Consider the following 16,766-nt stretch of genomic DNA (forward strand, 5'->3'; position numbering starts at 1 on the left):
CCCTTCCCGACCACGAGCAGATCGAGGGGCCGGTCGGCGAACGCCACGAGCACATCGCCGGCGTGGCCGCGCACGACGCCTGCGGTACGCACGACGGCATCGCGACGGCGGCCTACGGCTCTGGTTCGCGCAGGCCGAAGGGGCCGGGGGGCCCGGGGGCGGCGCCGAGTTCGACGGGGCCTTTCCGGCGATACGGGAAGCCGATCACGATGGGCTGCCTTCCAGTTCCTCGGCCCGCTGGCCGGGCACGGCCGGGCGGCCCTGGGCCAGTTCGGGGACGTGCTTGTAGATGGTCGAGCGCGAAACATTCAGCAGCCGGACGACGGAGGAGATGGTGTTCTCCGGCTGGGTGAGCAGGTCGCGGGCGTGCTTGACCTGCTCCGGGGTCATCGCCGGGGGCCGTCCCAGGCGCTGGCCGCGGGCGCGGGCGGCGTCCAGGCCCTCGTTGGCGCCCTGAATGATCAGTTCTCGGATGAACTCGGCCAGGGCGGCGAACACGTGGAAGACCAGGCACCCGCCGGGGTGGTGGTGTCCAGGTTCTCGTGCAGGGAGGTGAAGCCGATTCAGGTCATGAATCGGTGGATGGCCTCGTTGGCGTGGTCCTGAAATGACGGGTTGGCCAGGTCGGGGAAGATGTCGGCTTGGTCGACCAGGGGACCCTTGAGCTTGTTGGCCGCGCTGGCGTAGAACACGCCGCTGGACAGGGTCGGGTCGGTGACTCCGTCGACCAGTCGCTTCGCGCCGACCTCGAGCTTGTGGGAGATCCCTAGGGCGGGCATGACGTACTTGGCCGCGATACGCAGCGGCAGGGCAATGTCGTTGGAGGCTTGGGTGCCGGTGGTGGCTCCAGGGCTCACGGTGATGAAGCGGCGGTCGGGATGTTGGCGGGCCAGGTGGGCCATCCAGAGGGCCCCGATGTACTTGGCCTGCCCGAAGGCGAGGTTGAAGTCGGTCTTTCCGTCGGCGAAGTAGCTGCCGTCGATGACGGTGGCGAGTTCATCGGCAGAGGTTGAGACGAAGGACGGCCGTTTCATCCGCAACTTCGGAAGCCCGCGGGCCGCTTCGCTTCCGGCGAGGACCGCAACCTCGCCAAGCCGCCCCTCGGCCAAGAGCCCTTCGAGGAGGACGACGTGGCCGAGAACATTCGTCGCGAACACGTTGGTGACCCCGTCAGCGGTCAACTCCATCGACCGCGGTCCGATGACACCGGCGTTCATGACCAGCGCGTCGACGGATCCGTCGATGGCCGCAAGGCCGGCTCGGACCGAGGACAGATCGGCGACGTCCATGACGACGATGTCGAAGATGCGCCGGCCGGTAGCGGCTTCGAGCTCGGCCTTCGCCGCGCTCGCCCGATCCCGGTTGCGGCATGCCAAGTAGATCCGCGCCGTTTCGGGACGCAATGCCAGTTGCCGGGCCACATCCTTGCCGATCCCGCCGTTCGCGCCGGTCACCATCACAGTCTTTCCTGGGAGTGTGCTCATCGGTATTCCCTCTCCTCTTGCGTGGGCTTATTCAGGTTGGGCGGCTCTTGCTGCGTCATGGGGGGCCGATGCTCTGTTGACGAGTCACTGGCCAGGAAGACGATCGCCGAAGCAAGTTCCTCAGGCTCGGCGAGGCGACCTGCCGGTGCCAGGGCTGCGAGCTGGTTCACCATCTCGTCGGGGAGGCCTTCGGTCATCCGGGTGCGCGTCGGGCCGGGCGCGACGGCGTTGACGCGAACACCACGCGGCCCGTATTCGGCGGCCCAGGCCTTCGTCAACAGTTCCAGTCCCGCTCGGCTCGCGCCGTACATCGCCATGCCGGCCTGTCCGAAACTGGCGACCATCGTGCTGACATTGACGATCGAACCCCATCCGCGCTCGGCCATCGCCGGTGCCAGGGCCGCGACGAGGAAAAACGGGACCTTGACGTTGAGTCCGAAGGTCTCGTCGAACTCTGCTTCGGTCGCGGCATCGCTCGGCCCGAGAAAGGCGACCCCGGCGTTGTTGACGAGGATGTCGACGTGGCCATCGCCGGCCTCGGTGGCCCATCGCGCCAGGTCCTGTGCCGATTCCAGGTCTCCCAGCGTGGTGAGCGTGAACGAGGCTTTACCTCCGCTGCCTTCGATCTCGGCCACGACCCGTTCGGCTCTTTGTGCGTTGCGTCCGACGACCAGGACGTGGGCGCCGCGGGCAGCGAGCGCTATGGCCGTAGCCCTGCCGATCCCGCTCGTCGACCCGGTGACCAGTGCGGTTCTGTCCTTCAAGTCAACAGACATGCGGTGCGTCCTCCACTCAAAGTGAGTTACGTGACCCACTCTTGTCTAGTCGGACTGGGCTGTCAAACTCAGAATTGCTAGTATGGGTGCATGGTCAACGGAACGAATGATCGGCCGCGGCTGACCCGCAAGGGTGAACGCGTCCGGGCGCGAATCGTGGAAGAGGCTGCCGCCTTGATCCATGAGCGCGGGGTAGCGGGTACCACCTTGGACGACGTCAAGGCGGCGGCGCAGGTCAGCGGTTCCCAGCTCTACCACTACTTTCCCGACAAGAACGAGCTCCTGCAGGCGGTCATCGGCTATCAAGCCGACACCGTCGTCACCAACCAGCGCCAGGCGCTTCTCGGCAGCGCGATGGGACTCGAAGCCTGGCGAGACATGGTCGTCACCGGGGTGACGCGCGCCCAGGCAGGAGGCTGCCCACTCGGTTCGCTCGTTGGTCAACTCGCCGAGAGCGACCCCGAGGCCCGAGCCCTCATCGCCGCCGGACTCGAGCGGTGGGCAACCGCGATCAGCGAGGGACTCAGGTTGCTTCACTCCGACGGGAAGCTCGCGCCCGGCATCGACCCGGACGACCTCGCCACCACTGTGCTCGCAACCCTCCAAGGCGCACTCCTCCTCGCCCAGGTGCAACGCAGTACGCGTCCCTTCGAAACTGCGATCGATACGCTCCTCGCCCTTGCCATCAAGACTTGAGCCCCTACTCAGCAAACTCTTCGAGCCCGACGAGTAGCCCCGAGTACTGTCCGTGATCCGCAGCCAGAGGTCCTCGTGTGGGCGGCGGCGGGTTTCCTCATGGGAGGGACGGCGTAAATCCTCAGGCCTTCGTCTGAGTCCTGGCGGCCCGCGTGGCGACGGCGCTGGAGCCGGATGGCGGTGTCCTCGATACGCTGCATCGCGTGATCGAGATGAGTCTGGATGATGCCGAGGTCGCGGTAGCTGCGGCTTACGCTGTGGCTGACATCGTGCAGCGGATGTACGGTAGCCGACTTGGCCGTATCGACAAAGGCGCAGGAAACTTCGCGACGACCGCGGACGTGACAGCGGAGAAGGCGATCTTCGATGTCATCCGGGCGGCTCGGCCTGGTGATGCGCTGCTTGGCGAGGAGGGCGGGCGACAGGGGGCTGACGGGGCGGAACGTCAGTGGCTGGTGGACCCTTTGTGCGGCACGCTGAACTACGCCGTGGGCAGCATGCTGGTGGCGGTCAATGTGGCGCTGCGAGGCGGGTCGGCGGCGGTTGCGGACCCGTTTAGCGGCGAAGCCAAGCCTTCTATACCGATGGCCACAAGGCTGGTGTGTGGCGGGATGGAGCGGATGCGGAGTTGGCGCCTAGAGAGCTTGGCGTGCTGATGTGGTGTCTATGGGGGCTGTAGGTCCAGGCCGGTCTTCGCGAGAAGGCCGGCCAGGGCCGTGGGACGGTATTGCAGGCGGCGTAGTCGTGTCTTGACCAGCGCGGTCAGCGCCTCGATGCTGCGTTTGGCGAGGTTGACCAGGCCGGATTTCATCGCCGACCACACGCCCTCGACCGGGTTGAGCTCGGGCGCGTACGGGGGCAGGTGGAAGACGGTCAGCCAGTCCCGCTTGGCGATCAGCCGACGCATCTTCTCGGATTTATGCGTGTTGATGTTGTCCCACACCAGGACGATCGGGCCGCTAAGCTGCTGGTGAGCGGCATCGAGCAGCCGGATGTAGTCGTCCTCGGCGAAGCCCTTCTTCTCGCTCTTGCGCCCGTGGTAGACGATGCACCGGTGGATGAACCGGGGCGCGTGCTCGGCCCCGGGCCTGAAGGCGAGCAGCCCGGCCAGCGAGACGCGCTTGGTGCCCGCGGCGGTCACCTTCACCACCGGCGTGACACCCCGCAGCCCCCATGTTCGCCCGTGCGGGGGCCTGAGTCCCTGGCCTGCCTCATCCTCGAAGCCCAGCCAGGCCCCCAGCTCCGAGGCTAGCTTTTTATCTCAGGCCACGACTCCTCACGCCACGCGGCGATCTTCTCCTCGTCGCGCTCGGCCGCGCGTCTGGCCGGCGCCTGCCAGGAGTACCCGGCCCGGTCCAGCAGCCGCGCCACGGTGCTCACATCCTTGTACCGCACCCGGAACATCCCTTGAATCAGGTCACGTATCCGCGCGAGCGTCCACCGCTGGTCGTCCTGGTAGCCGTGCGCCGCCGGGCCCTCGTCCAAGGCGGCGGCCAACTCCCGCACCTGCCCGTCGGTCAGGTACGGCTGCCGGCCGCCGTGTCCCTTGCTCACCAGGCCCTCGCGCCCGCCCTTGACGTACTGGGCCTTCCACAGCGAGACGCTCTTGGGCGTGACCCGCAACATGTTGGCGATCTCGACATTGCTGTGACCTGCATCGATCAGATCGACGGCACGCAAGCGGACCTGCTCGCGCCGGGCACGTCCCGCCGCATCGAAACCGCCGCCCTGCGCATACCGCATGATCCACAAATACTGCGCGATGCCCCGTCCGTCACCGTGGCGCCAGCCTGGCGCGACATCAGCACGCCAAGCTCCCTAGCTCGGCAAACCAGCTAGTGGATGTCAATCTGGATCCGCCGTTCCCGAGCTCGCCCCGCTTCCGGGCCGCAGGGACTCTGGGACGACGGGGTTGGGGAACAGGCCATACCAGTCCTGGGCTGCCCGGTTCGCGGTGATGATCAGGCTGGTGCCGTCGGCGCTGCGTTGGGAGACGAGTTCGTAGAGGTCGTCGGCTTGCTGCGCGGTGAATTGGCGCAGCGCGAAGTCGTCGAGGATGAACCAATGCGCGAAAGATTTCTGTCACTCTTTTAACGCCTCTCACCAATTTTCTACGGCTCATTTTGCGCGAGGGCGTCCGACTAGCGTGACCGCATTCACACGATCGACGGCAGGCCGTTGAATTCGTGCATAGATTCGCGTCGGCGCCTTTACGCGCGGGCCGCCACGAGGGCACTGTACGGCAGTGAATTGTGGAGTCGCGGATTCCGGTGAGTCGTGGGTGGGGGCGGGGGCTCGATGAGTGTGGTGCAGGAACGAGACGTTGCCGTGCTGGGCGCTCGCCGGGCGCGCCGGATATTCGGTGGCACCCCGCGGCAGCTGGTGCTGCTCACTGTCGGCCTCGCCGTGCTCGGCGTGCTGCTCGGCCTCGTCTACGCGTTCGGGCTGAGCGGCGACGCCTCCAGCTTCTCCGGCCTCCGGGCGCGTACCGATGAGGTCTCGGCGACCAGCGACCTGTATTACGAGCTCAACGACATGGACGCGCAGGCCGCCAACGCGCTGCTGGTCGGTTATCACCCGGACGACCCGTCCATGGTGCCCGCTTCGGTCGACGCTTCTGCCTCCGCGTCCGTCTACGAGCACGACCGCAAAGCGGCCGATGCCGACCTGGAGCAGATCACACGCAACCCGCTGCTGGCCGCGCAGGCCGAGCACCTCCTCGACGATCTCGGTTCCTACGAGGCCCTTATCGCCCAGGCTCTCTACGTCGATCAGCACACCGAGAACGAGGCGCCGGCGGCGCCGCCGGCCGCCGCGCTGGCCTCGTACAGCCAGGCCTCTGCGATGCTGCACGCCACCTTGCTGCCGATCTCGCTCCAGATCTCCGACGCGGACAGCAACGCCGTGGACTCCTCGTATTCGGGCGAGCGGTCGGGCGCTGCCGTCTACGGCTTCGCCATCCTCGCGCTCGCGCTGCTCACCGCAGCGGCGCTGGTCCTGGGCAACCGTTACCACGCCCGCAGGTTCCGCCGCCGCCTGAGCCTGCTCGCGCTCGGCGCGCTCGTCTCGCTCGTCCTGGGCGTGACCGGACTGACGACGCAGCTTTCCGCGGCAGACCACCTGCACTACGCGAAACAAGAGGCCTACGACTCCATCAACGCCCTCACCCGCGCCGAGGCAGTGTCCGACGACGCCAACGCGGACGAGAGCCGCTGGCTGCTGGAGCGCACCCCGGCCTTGCAGACCTCGTTCTTCCAGAAGATCAGCACGGTCGCCGGTGTGCCCGGGGTGTCCGGCGAGGGCGCCGGGACCAACCCGCAGCCCTACTACTCCGGCCTGTCCGCGGCAGTCGACGCCCTGCACCTCGACGCTGCGGCAGACTCCGTCTCCGGCGTGACGCTCACCGGATACCTCGGCACCGAACTGAACAACATCACCTTCGCCGACGAGGCACAGGCCGCCTACGACACGACCCGGGCTTTCGACACCTACCTCCAGGACGACGCCACCATCCGCTCCGACGCCGAGAGCGGAGACCCGGCTGCCGCGGTGGCGTTCGACATCGGTACCCGGCCGGGGCAGTCGAACTACGCGTTCAATCAGTACATGGCGAAACTCAGCGCGGTCATCGCCATCAACGACGCGGCGTTCGCCTCCGGAATCGCGTCAGGCCTCGGCGCTACCGGCGCCGCGACGTGGGCCACGCTGATCACCGGCGAACTGCTCCTGCTGCTGTTCACCGTCCAGGCCGGCTACCTCCGGCTGCGTGAATACCGGTGAGCCCGCAACCCTCAGGCCGCCTCGACCTCACCTGCGGGGCTGGGTGCGTTCACCGGCGAGTGAGGCCGCGGCCAGATCCGCGAGTACCACGGCGGTGCGCCGCGCATGCAGGCCGGGTGCGGTGCCCGGGGTGGGGGTGAGCAGGAAGTGTCCGTAGACACCGCCGCAGTATCGTGCGGGCAGGGCGATGCGGTCTCGCGGGAAACCGTGTTCTTCGACCTTCCAATCGGCCGCTCCCCAGCGCAGCGTTCCCTCCGGCTCGAGGCGCGGCCCGCGCACCTGTGCGGCGCCCGGCTCGAACCCGCAGGCCCGGAGGGCGAGGATGGACGTGAGCTGGACGCGCACTTGGTCGATGACCGCGTCCGTGCTCTCGCCGCGCGCCATCAGCGCGGCGGTGGACTCGACGACTGCCAGGAGCGTTTCGTCGAGGGCGACGACACGGGCGCGACGGCGCGCGGCTACCGCCAGTTCGGTCACGCCGGCTCCCACCAGCACCAGCAGCGTAGTGGTCTGCACGTCGGTCCGGTGGGTGATCGTGAGGCGCTCATAGGGGACGGTGAGGAAGAAGTCGAACCAGAGCGCGGTGCCGAGCGTTGCCAGGTATCCAGCGGCACGGTTGCCGAACGCGGCCACCGCCACGATGAAGGCCACCAGGACCAGAGCCGCATCCGTGTTGGGCAGCGATGTACGCGCCGGGATCAAAGCGGTGCATATCATGACAGGAACGACAAGGGCGGATACCACGGCGATCCGGTCGCGCCGCCTACGCACGAATTCGAACATGTCCCCGGTGTATCAATTCTTCTACGGCTTGTCCATTGCCGCGTGTCCCCGTTTCCAGCAGGCGGTTACGGCTGGAACCTGTATCCCATTCCGATCTCCGTGAGGAGCTGTTGGGGCTGCGCGGGCTCCGGCTCAAGCTTCTGACGCAGCTTTCCCATATAGAAACGCAGGTAATTCGTCTCGGATTCGTAGGTCGGGCCCCAGACCTGCTGGAGCAGCTGCTTGCCGGACACCAGCCGGCCCGGGTTCCTGACCAAGACCTCGAGCACAGCCCACTCGGTCTTGGTCAGATGCACCGATTCCGGCACTTGCGCCGGTGCGTCGGGGCGCTTGGTCACCGTCTTCGCGGCCAGGTCGACGTTGAAATAGCCGATCAGAACCGCCGGCTCAGCGGCTCTGGCCGACGCGTCGGCCTCGGCGCGCCGTTGCAGGGCTCTGAGCCGAGCCATGAGTTCGTCCATGGAGAACGGCTTGGTCATATAGTCGTCCGCGCCCGCGTCGAGCGCCTCGACCTTGTCGGTCGCGTCCGTGCGACCGGAGAGCACGAGGATCGGCACCTTCGTCCACCCGCGCAGGCCGGCGATGACATCCGTGCCGTCCATGTCCGGCAGACCCAGGTCGAGCACGACGAGGTCCGGCATGTGCCGAGCGGCCGCCTCCAGCGCCTCGGCCCCGTCCGCGGCCACCACGACCTCATAGCGCCGCGCCGAGAGATTGATCCGCAACGCACGCATCAGCTGCGGCTCGTCATCGACCACCAGAACCCGCATCATCATCAGGCCTCCTGCGCCTGTGGTCCCGCGCCCGCGGGCGTCGGGCGGGCACGCGCAGAGCGCTCTTCGGCGGCCGAGCGCCGTTCGGCCACGAGCCGGACGCCGGGCACGGCCGGCACGGACAGAACCATCGTCACCCCGCCGCCCGGAGTGTCCTCGGGCACGAGCGTGCCGCCCATCGCCTCGGCGAGGCCCCGGGACAGGGCAAGGCCGAGACCCACACCGGTGGTGTTGTCGCGGTCACCGAGTCGCTGGAAGGGTCGGAAGACCAGATCCCAGTCCTGTTCCGGGATGCCGGGCCCGCGATCGATGACGCGCACCTCGATCTGGTCGCCGAGCGCGGATACGGTGATGACGACCGGAGAGTCGGTGTGCGTCACGGCGTTGCCCACCAGGTTCGCCACGACGCGTTCGAGCAGAGGCGCATCGACGAGCGCGTCCGGCAGGCCCGAATCCGGCGCCTCCACGTGCACGCGGCCCGCCGACTCCGTCACATCGTCGATCGCTCGCGGGATGATCTCCTCGATGGCCACGGGCTCCAGTCGCGGTTTGAGCGCGCCGGCCTGCAGACGCGACATGTCGAGCAGGTTCTCCACCAGCCGGGTGAGCTTGTCGAGGGACTCCTCCGCGGCCTCGAGCAGTTCGGCCCGGTCGGCGTCCGGCAGCTCGAGTTCGGGGTCACGCAGGGTGCTGATCGAGGCTTTGGCCGCCGCGAGCGGGGTGCGCAGGTCGTGGGAGACCGCGGCGAGGAGCGCGGTGCGCATTTTGTCCGCCGCGGCCAGGCTCTGGGCCGCGGCCGCCTCCCGGGAGAGACGGCGCCGTTCCATCGCGGCGGTGGCCTGCGCGGCGAATGCGGCGAGCACACGTTGGTCGGCCGCGGGCAGGGTGCGTCCGCGCAGGGCGAGCACGGCGCCGGGGCCTGCGTCGATCACGGTGTCGGCGCGGGCGGGGGTGAGCGCCGGCTCGGCCCCGGTCGCGGCGACCAGCGTCCACCGCCGTGGATCGTCGATCGCGTCCGGCAGCCGCGGGCCGTCGGTCTCGGTGCGCTGGAGCAGGCAGACCGACTCCATGGAGAAGGTCTCGCGGAACCGTTCCAGCAGCGCCGCTATCGCCTCGTCGCCGCGCAGCACGGCGAGAGCGAAGGCGTTGAGCGTCTCGGCCTCCGCGGAGGCGTTGACCGCGCTGCGTGTCTGCTTGATCGCCAGGTCCACCACGGAGGCCACCGTCAGCCCCACGACGACGAACACCGCCAGCGCGATCCAGTTGTTCGTCTCCGCGATGGTCAGGGTGTGCACCGGCGGGATGAAGTAGAAGTTGAGCAGCAGCGAGCTCCACAGCGCGGCGACGAACGCGGAGAACATCCCGCCGAGCCGGGAGATCGCGACGGTCAGCGAGAGGAAGAGCAGCACGTCGCTGGTCAGGTTCACGCCGAGGGAAGGCCCGGCCGAGGTGAGCGCCACGGTCAACACCGGCGGTGCGGCCACGCCCGCGCTGATACCCAGCCAGCTCCCGCCTCTGCCCCAGGCGGCGTGGCGGAAGGGATTCGGCGGCAGCCACCACGGCCGTCTGCGCGGCGCCGCCTCCTTGTGGGTGACCATGTGCACGTCGATGTCGCCCGAGAGCATGATCGTGGTCTCGCCGATGCCCTGCCCGGTCAGGAAGCGGTTGACCCGGCTGCGCCGCGAGGTGCCGAGCACCAGCTGCGTCGCGTTCTTCGCCTGCGCGAACTCGATCAGCGCCCGCGGCACGTCGTCGCCGATGATCGAGTGATAGCTGCCCCCGAGGGATTCGATGAGGTGGCGCTGCGCCGCCAGGGCGGTCGGGCTGGTGCCGCCCGACAGCCCGTCAGAACGGGCGATGTGCACCGCGATCAGCTCACCGCCGGCTGAACGCGCCGCGATCCGGGCAGCCCGCCGGATCAGCAGCTCCCCTTCCTCTCCCCCGGGCAGCGCCACCACCACCCGCTCGCGCGCCTCCCAGATCCGGTCGATGCTGTGCTCCTCGCGGTAGCGCTGGAGTACTTCGTCGACCCGGTCGGCCACCCACAGCAGCGCGAGCTCCCGCAACGCGGTCAGGTTCCCGACGCGGAAGTAGTTGCCGAGCGCTGCGTCGATCTTCTCGGCGGCGTAGACGTTTCCGTGCGCGAGCCGGCGGCGCAGCGACTCCGGGGACATGTCCACGAGCTCGATCTGGTCGGCCGAACGCACCACCTCGTCCGGCACGGTCTCGCGCTGCGGCACTCCGGTGATGCGCTGCACCACGTCGTTGAGGGATTCGAGGTGCTGGACGTTGACGGTCGAGATGACCTCGATCCCGGCGTCGAGCATGTCCTGGATGTCCTGCCAGCGCTTCTCGTGCCGCCCGCCGGGCACGTTGCTGTGCGGCAGTTCGTCAACCAGCGCTATCTGGGGGCGCCGGGCGAGCACGGTGTCGAGGTCCATCTCCTCGAACTCGACGCCGCGGTCCTCGCGGGTGATACGCGGGATCAGCTCGAGACCCTCGGCCATCTTCGCCGTGGTGGCGCGCCCGTGCGTCTCTACGTAGGCGAGCACCACGTCCGCGCCGCGTTCGGCCCGCCGGTGCCCCTCCTCGAGCATCTTGTACGTCTTGCCCACGCCCGGCGCGGCACCGAGATAGACCCGCAGTTTCCCGCGTTGCATCGTTCGATCAACCGTCCCTTGGAAACAGGTCCTTCCCGGCTGCCTCGGACAAGGCAACCGGGAAGGAGGAGGTGGCACTGCGTCAGGACGTAGCGCCCGTGGTAAACGCCGTGGTGCTGGTGTCGCTGCTCGGGTACTTCTGGTCGAGGGCGATGTTGAGGGTGGTGGTGTTCACCGCGGGTTCGCCGAGGATCCCGATGTCGCGGCCGGAGGTGTTGGCCTTGATCAGGGCCTCGACCTGGTCGACCGTGATGCCGCGGGCGTCGGCGATGCGGGCAGCCTGCTGGTCGGCGTTTTCCGGGGTGATGTAGGGCTCTTCACCAGACCCGGACTCGGTGACGGCGTCGGTGGCCACCTGGGCCGCGGTGACGGTGGTGCCGCCGGCGGAGTCGAACGCGGCCATGTTGGTGCGCATGAGGCCGATCAGCTTCGTGAGGGTGGGGTCGTTGGGCCCGAGGTTGTTGCTGCCGGAGGCGGCGTAGTTGCAGCCGTCGGCGAGCTGGATGGTGTATCCGCCCGCGGTCGAGTCGATCGCGAAGGTCGGACGGGACTGGAAGTACTTGTTGATCGGGTCGGCGTACCCCGTCACCTCGTCCTTCTTGTTCAGCGCGGTCTCCGCGGCCGAGGACGAGACGAAGGTCTGGCACAGCAGCTTGGAGCCGATGACCTGGCCCTTGCTGTTGGTGATCAGGGAGCCGTCGGCCTGGTTCTTGAACGCGACCTGCCCGATCCCGGTCATCACCAGGGGGTAGGCGACGCCGCAGATCACCGTGAACACGAGCATCGCGCGCAACGCGGCCAGGTGCCGCAGAACGGGTCCTGGAAGTCGAGACATCGGTCTCACCGTCCCATTCCGGGGAGCAGGTGGATCACGAGGTCGAGCAGCTTGATGCCCACGAACGGGATGATCAGGCCGCCGACGCCGTAGATCCACAGGTTGCGGCGCAACAGCGCCGAGGCGGAGGACGGGGTGTAGCGCACCCCGCGCAGCGCGAGCGGGATCAGCGCCACGATGATCAGGGCGTTGAACACGATCGCGGAGGTAATTGCGGACTGGGGACTGTAGAGGTGCAGGATGTTGAGCTTCGACAGGCCCGGGAAGACCCCGGCGAACATCGCCGGGAGCATCGCGAAGTACTTCGCGACGTCGTTCGCGATCGAGAACGTGGTCAGCGCCCCGCGGGTGATCAACAGCTGCTTGCCGATCTCGACGATCTCGATCAGCTTCGTCGGGTTGGAGTCGAGGTCGACCATGTTCCCGGCCTCCTTCGCGGCGGAGGTGCCGGTGTTCATCGCCACCCCCACGTCCGCCTGGGCCAGGGCGGGGGCGTCGTTGGTGCCGTCGCCCGTCATCGCGACGAGCTTGCCGCCCTCCTGCTCCTTTTTGATCAGGGCGAGCTTGTCCTCGGGGGTGGCCTCGGCCAGGAAGTCATCGACCCCGGCCTCGTCCGCGATCGCCTTCGCGGTCAGCGGGTTGTCCCCGGTGATCATGACGGTCTTGATGCCCATCTTGCGCAGCTCGGCGAAGCGCTCCTTTATCCCGTCCTTGACCACGTCCTTGAGGTGAATCACCCCCAGCACCTGGGCGTCGGCACCTTTGATCTGCGCAACGACCAGCGGGGTACCGCCTGCCGCGGAGATCGCGTCCACGGTCTGTCCGACTGCGGGGTGCACGTGCCCGCCGTTGTCGCGCACCCAGTCCCGCACGGCGTTGGCCGCACCCTTGCGGATCTGAGTGCCGTCGGGCAGGTCGACCCCGGACATGCGGGTCTGCGCGGTGAACTCGATGAAGGTGGCGTCGTGCACCTCACGCCCGCGCAGGGCGTACTTCTGCTTGGCCAGAACCACGATCGAACGGCCCTCAGGGGTCTCGTCCGCCAGGGAGCTGAGCTGCGCCGCGTCGGCGAGCTCGTCGATCGACACGCCCTCGACCGGGACGAACTCGCTCGCCTGGCGGTTGCCGAGGGTGATGGTGCCAGTCTTGTCCAGCAGCAGCGTGTTCACATCACCCGCCGCCTCCACCGCACGGCCGGACATCGCGAGCACGTTGCGCTGCACCAGCCGGTCCATGCCCGCGATCCCGATCGCGGAGAGCAGCGCGCCGATCGTCGTCGGGATCAGCGCGACCGTGAGGGCGACGAGGATCACCAGGGACTGCGGAGCGCCGGCGAAGAACGCGAACGGCTGCAGGGTGACCACCGCCAGCACGAACACGACCGTGAGCGAGGCCAGCAGCACGTTCAGCGCCAGCTCGTTCGGGGTCTTCTGCCGTGCCGCGCCCTCGACCAGGGCGATCATCCGGTCGATGAACGTCTCACCCGGCTTCGTCGTGATCTTCACGACGATCTCGTCCGACAGCACCTTCGTGCCACCGGTCACCGACGAACGGTCGCCACCCGACTCCCGGATCACCGGAGCCGACTCACCCGTGATCGCCGACTCGTCGACCGACGCGACACCCTCAACGACGTCACCGTCACCGGGGATGACCTGACCGGCCGTCACCACGACGAAGTCGCCCAATTTGAGCTCGGTCGCCGAGATCTCGGTCTCGACGCCACGAGCCCCGATCTGTCCCTTGACACCGGGCTCCCACGAGGCGATCCGGCGGGCCGAGGTCGAGGTCTTGGTCTTGCGCAGCGTCGCGGCCTGGGCCTTGCCCCGGCCCTCGGCCACCGCCTCGGCCAGGTTCGCGAACAACACCGTCAACCACAGCCACACCGTGATCGTCCACGCGAAGATCGAGGGATGCTCGACCGCGGAGAACGTGGTCAGCAGCGAGCCGACCTCGACGACGAACATCACCGGGTTCTTCAACTGCACCCGCGGGTCGAACTTCTTGACCGCGTCCGGCAGGGACTTGTACAGCATCTTCGGGTCCAGCAGACCACCGCCGATCCGGCTGGTGTCCGTGCCCGCGTCCGCAGGAGTGATGGCAGACATTTACTTCAATCCCTCCGCCAGCGGGCCCAGGGCCAGAGCCGGGAAGTAGGTCAGGCCGACCACGATGAAGATCACACCGGTCAGCAGGCCCGCGAACAGCGGGGTGTGGGTCTTGAGCGTGCCGACCGAGGCCGGGGTGTGGCGCTGCTTGGCCAGCGAGCCGGCCAGCGCCAGCACGAAGACCATCGGCAGGAACCGGCCCAGCGTCATCGCCAGACCGCCCATGGTGTTCCAGAAATCGGTGTTGCCGGACAGGCCCGCGAACGCCGAGCCGTTGTTGTTGGCCATCGAGGTGAACGCGTAGAGCACCTCGGAGAAGCCGTGGGGACCTGAGTTGTTCATCGAGTTGCGCGCCGTGGTCGTCGCCATCGCGATACCCGTGAAGATCAGCGCGACCGAAGGCGTGGCCAGGATGTACAGGGCCGCGTACTTCATCTCGGCCGGGCGGATCTTCTTGCCCAGGTATTCCGGGGTGCGCCCGACCATCAGGCCCGCGACGAACACCGTCACGATCGCGAGCACGAGCATCCCGTACAGGCCAGAACCGGTACCACCGGGTGCGATCTCCCCGAGCATCATGTCGAATATCGCCGTACCGCCGCCGAGCGCGGAGTACGAATCGTGCATCGAGTTGACCGCACCGGTCGAGGTCAGCGTCGTCGAGGAGGCGAACAGGGCGCTCGCGGGAACCCCGAAACGCACCTCCTTGCCGTTCATCGAGGACCCGGCGACCGCCATCGCGGAGCCCCAGTGCCGCTCCTCCATGAACGTCATCGTGGCGGCCGAGCCGGCCCAGATGAAGCCCATCACAGCGGCGATCACATAGCCCTGCTTGTGCGAGCCGACCATCTTGCCGAAGGTGCGCGGCAGCGAGAACCCGATGCACAACAGCAGGTAGATCTCCAGCCAGTTCGTGAACCCGTTGGGGTTCTCGAACGGGTGTGCGGAGTTCGCGTTGAAGATGCCGCCGCCGTTGGTGCCGAGTTCCTTGATGGCCTCCTGCGACGCGGTCGCCCCCGTGTACAGGTTGCCCGAACCCCCGGTGAGCGTGGTCACGCTGGTCAGGTGGTTCGACAGCTCCTGCGGCACGCCCGTGGCGATCAGGATGATGCCGAACACGACCGAGAACGGCAGCATCAGGCGCAGGATGAGGCGGGTCAGGTCCACCCAGAAGTTACCCACCCGGTCGGTCCTGGTACGCACGAAGCCGCGAATGAGCGTCGCGACCACCGCGATACCGACGGCGGCGGAAACGAAGTTCTGCACCGCAAGACCCAGGAACTGCGCGGTGTAGCCGAGAGCCGACTCACCGACGTAGTTCTGCCAGTTCGTGTTCGTCACGAACGAGGACGCGGTGTTGTACGCCAGGTCCGCCTGCATCGCAGGCATACCCAGCGACATCATCAGATGATCCTGCACCCGCAGGATCACATACAGCAGCAAGATCCCCACCACGGAGATCGCGAGCACCGAGCGGATGTAGACCGGCCAGGTCTGATCCGCCTCCGGGTCCACCCCCATCAGCTTGTAGAGGCCCTTCTCCACCCTCCAGTGCTTCGCGGAGGTCAGGATATGGGCCATGTAATCACCCAGCGGACGGTAGGTCACCGCCAGGGCGAGAACGAGGAGACCGGCCTGCAGCCAGCCGGATGTCGCCACGGACACGTCAGAACCTTTCCGGCTTGACCAGCGCCAGGATCAGGTACACGCTCAGCGCGATCGCGGCGATCAGACCGATAATGTTGTCAGCGCTCAAGACGCTCGACCCCCTTCACAACCAGGGCGAGGACGGCGAAAGTCGCGATTACGAGCGCGACGTAGATCACGTCGGCCATCTCGGGCTCCTCAAGACTCTTTACTCGACAGTGGGTGGACGGGCCCGGTGCGTGAGGACATCACCGCCTCACCACCTGCTCCAGGCCCTCGGGTATACAACTGCCCTTTCGGGCTTACGCGGGGTTCTCATACGCGGTTCTAACAGCCGTTGCGCAGATCTCCACGCCTGACTGATGGGACCGAGACGCCGACGTGACCGATGCCGCCAGGGCGCCTCACCGCGCCGGTTTTGCGCCAGTATGCCCGGTCGCGTCAGCGCGGTGTCGAGAGCACGCCGGTCCGCGTTGAGACCGCGTGAGTAACCGCCAAACGGCGTTCGGCGCGCTTTGCCGGGCAGGTGCCGTCGAAGATCGGCGGACGTGTGATCGTCGGAGTGGACGGGTCCGCCGAAAGCCTCGAAGCGCTGCGTTACGCGCTCGGGCAGGCCCGCCGACTGGAGGTCGCGCTCATGCCCGTCCTCGCCTGGGAGCTGCCGGGCGGCCAGATCGCCGCGCGCCGGGTGCCATCTGCCCAGTACGCCGAACTCCTGCGCGAATTCGCCGAAACCGCGCTGTAGCCCGCCTTCGCGAGGCCGTGAGCGAACTACCCTCAGTCATAAAATCGCAACCATGCGTGATCAATGGTGCGGCGGGACCCGCGCTGGTACAGAGGACCAACCGAAGCCACGACCTACTCGTCATCGGCGCAAGCAGGCGCGGCAGATTCAGGCACCCGCCGTACGCCGGGACCGCACGCTCCCGCCTCGCCCACGCGGCCTGCACCGTCATCGCCGTCCCGCCGCCCCGCCTCCAGGCCGAACTGCCGGCGCCATGGCAGCGCAGAGTGGCGCTCGACCGCCTGATCGACGAGCTCACTCATCCCCGCGCGAGTGCTGACGCGCGTTGAAAATGCGTAGAACCGCTTGCCGCACGCCCATACCAGTAGTCTGATCTGACAGAGAGCTACGGTGAGCCGGGAAGACTGGTCGGCGCGTAAGTGCTCCGCACTGAGCACAGCACGAGGAGGTGCCGACCGTCGATGCGCTTCGCCCTGCCG

At 67.6% G+C, this 16,766-nt stretch carries 13 protein-coding genes and 3 pseudogenes; 4 read left to right on the top strand and 12 right to left on the bottom strand.

Annotated elements, in window-relative coordinates:
- Positions 1-204: 204 nt before the first annotated feature.
- The 3 genes and pseudogenes from KDL01_RS45140 to KDL01_RS06930 form a co-directional block, all read right to left on the bottom strand.
- A pseudogene (locus KDL01_RS45140) lies at positions 205-563 on the bottom strand (helix-turn-helix domain-containing protein); the annotation flags it as partial.
- Entirely contained in the window at positions 564-1,484 is a 921-nt protein-coding gene (locus tag KDL01_RS06925; RefSeq protein WP_212527510.1) for an SDR family NAD(P)-dependent oxidoreductase, read from the bottom strand.
- Positions 1,481-2,260: an SDR family NAD(P)-dependent oxidoreductase gene (locus tag KDL01_RS06930; protein ID WP_212527511.1), complete on the bottom strand. Its 780-nt coding sequence runs from the start codon at positions 2,258-2,260 to the stop codon at positions 1,481-1,483. The genes KDL01_RS06925 and KDL01_RS06930 overlap by 4 nt, the downstream gene beginning before the upstream one ends.
- A gap of 90 nt (positions 2,261-2,350) precedes the next feature.
- Between KDL01_RS06930 and KDL01_RS06935 the strand changes: the two genes are divergently transcribed.
- Both KDL01_RS06935 and KDL01_RS06940 read left to right on the top strand, forming a co-directional pair.
- Complete coding sequence (locus KDL01_RS06935) at positions 2,351-2,956, top strand: TetR/AcrR family transcriptional regulator (protein ID WP_212527512.1); 606 nt, start codon at positions 2,351-2,353, stop codon at positions 2,954-2,956.
- 212 nt (positions 2,957-3,168) lie between these two features.
- A pseudogene (locus KDL01_RS06940) lies at positions 3,169-3,587 on the top strand (inositol monophosphatase family protein); the annotation flags it as partial.
- A gap of 33 nt (positions 3,588-3,620) precedes the next feature.
- Here the strand turns inward: KDL01_RS06940 and KDL01_RS46745 are convergent.
- Positions 3,621-4,699 (bottom strand): IS630 family transposase gene (locus KDL01_RS46745; protein WP_438801949.1). Its coding sequence is split into 2 segments (ribosomal slippage): positions 3,621-4,216 and positions 4,216-4,699, totalling 1,080 coding nucleotides; the frame shifts between segments, so codons are not numbered across the junction.
- Positions 4,700-4,846: 147 nt separating this feature from the next.
- Positions 4,847-5,014: pseudogene (locus KDL01_RS46750) on the bottom strand (ATP-binding protein); the annotation flags it as partial.
- 270 nt (positions 5,015-5,284) lie between these two features.
- Between KDL01_RS46750 and KDL01_RS06960 the strand changes: the two are divergent.
- Positions 5,285-6,736, top strand: coding sequence for a GlnX family signal transduction membrane protein (locus KDL01_RS06960; RefSeq protein WP_212527515.1), 1,452 nt, complete (start codon positions 5,285-5,287; stop codon positions 6,734-6,736).
- 27 nt (positions 6,737-6,763) lie between these two features.
- On the opposite strand, the gene KDL01_RS06965 is transcribed toward KDL01_RS06960, so the two are convergent.
- The 7 genes from KDL01_RS06965 to kdpF form a co-directional block, all read right to left on the bottom strand.
- Complete coding sequence (locus tag KDL01_RS06965) at positions 6,764-7,519, bottom strand: DUF4118 domain-containing protein (RefSeq protein WP_281415277.1); 756 nt, start codon at positions 7,517-7,519, stop codon at positions 6,764-6,766.
- A gap of 65 nt (positions 7,520-7,584) precedes the next feature.
- On the bottom strand, positions 7,585-8,292 hold the full coding sequence (locus tag KDL01_RS06970) for a response regulator (RefSeq protein WP_212527535.1): 708 nt from the start codon (positions 8,290-8,292) through the stop codon (positions 7,585-7,587).
- A 2-nt stretch (positions 8,293-8,294) separates the two neighbouring features.
- Positions 8,295-10,952 (bottom strand): ATP-binding protein, encoded by a 2,658-nt coding sequence (locus tag KDL01_RS06975; RefSeq protein WP_212527517.1) that lies wholly within the window; start codon positions 10,950-10,952, stop codon positions 8,295-8,297.
- 82 nt (positions 10,953-11,034) lie between these two features.
- Complete coding sequence (locus KDL01_RS06980; protein ID WP_212527518.1) at positions 11,035-11,787, bottom strand: potassium-transporting ATPase subunit C; 753 nt, start codon at positions 11,785-11,787, stop codon at positions 11,035-11,037.
- A 5-nt stretch (positions 11,788-11,792) separates the two neighbouring features.
- Complete coding sequence (kdpB, locus tag KDL01_RS06985; RefSeq protein WP_212527519.1) at positions 11,793-13,895, bottom strand: potassium-transporting ATPase subunit KdpB; 2,103 nt, start codon at positions 13,893-13,895, stop codon at positions 11,793-11,795.
- Positions 13,896-15,560, bottom strand: coding sequence for a potassium-transporting ATPase subunit KdpA (gene kdpA / locus KDL01_RS06990; protein ID WP_212527520.1), 1,665 nt, complete (start codon positions 15,558-15,560; stop codon positions 13,896-13,898).
- 1 nt (position 15,561) lies between these two features.
- Entirely contained in the window at positions 15,562-15,651 is a 90-nt protein-coding gene (gene kdpF / locus KDL01_RS06995) for a K(+)-transporting ATPase subunit F (protein WP_212527521.1), read from the bottom strand.
- 441 nt (positions 15,652-16,092) lie between these two features.
- On the opposite strand from kdpF, the gene KDL01_RS07000 reads away from it, so the two are divergent.
- Positions 16,093-16,287, top strand: a complete 195-nt coding sequence (locus KDL01_RS07000) for a universal stress protein (protein WP_212527522.1) — start codon at positions 16,093-16,095, stop codon at positions 16,285-16,287.
- The last annotated feature ends 479 nt before the right edge of the window (positions 16,288-16,766 follow it).

Source organism: Actinospica durhamensis (assembly GCF_018139695.1).
In the GTDB taxonomy this organism is placed as follows: Bacteria; Actinomycetota; Actinomycetes; order Streptomycetales; family Catenulisporaceae; genus Actinospica; species Actinospica durhamensis.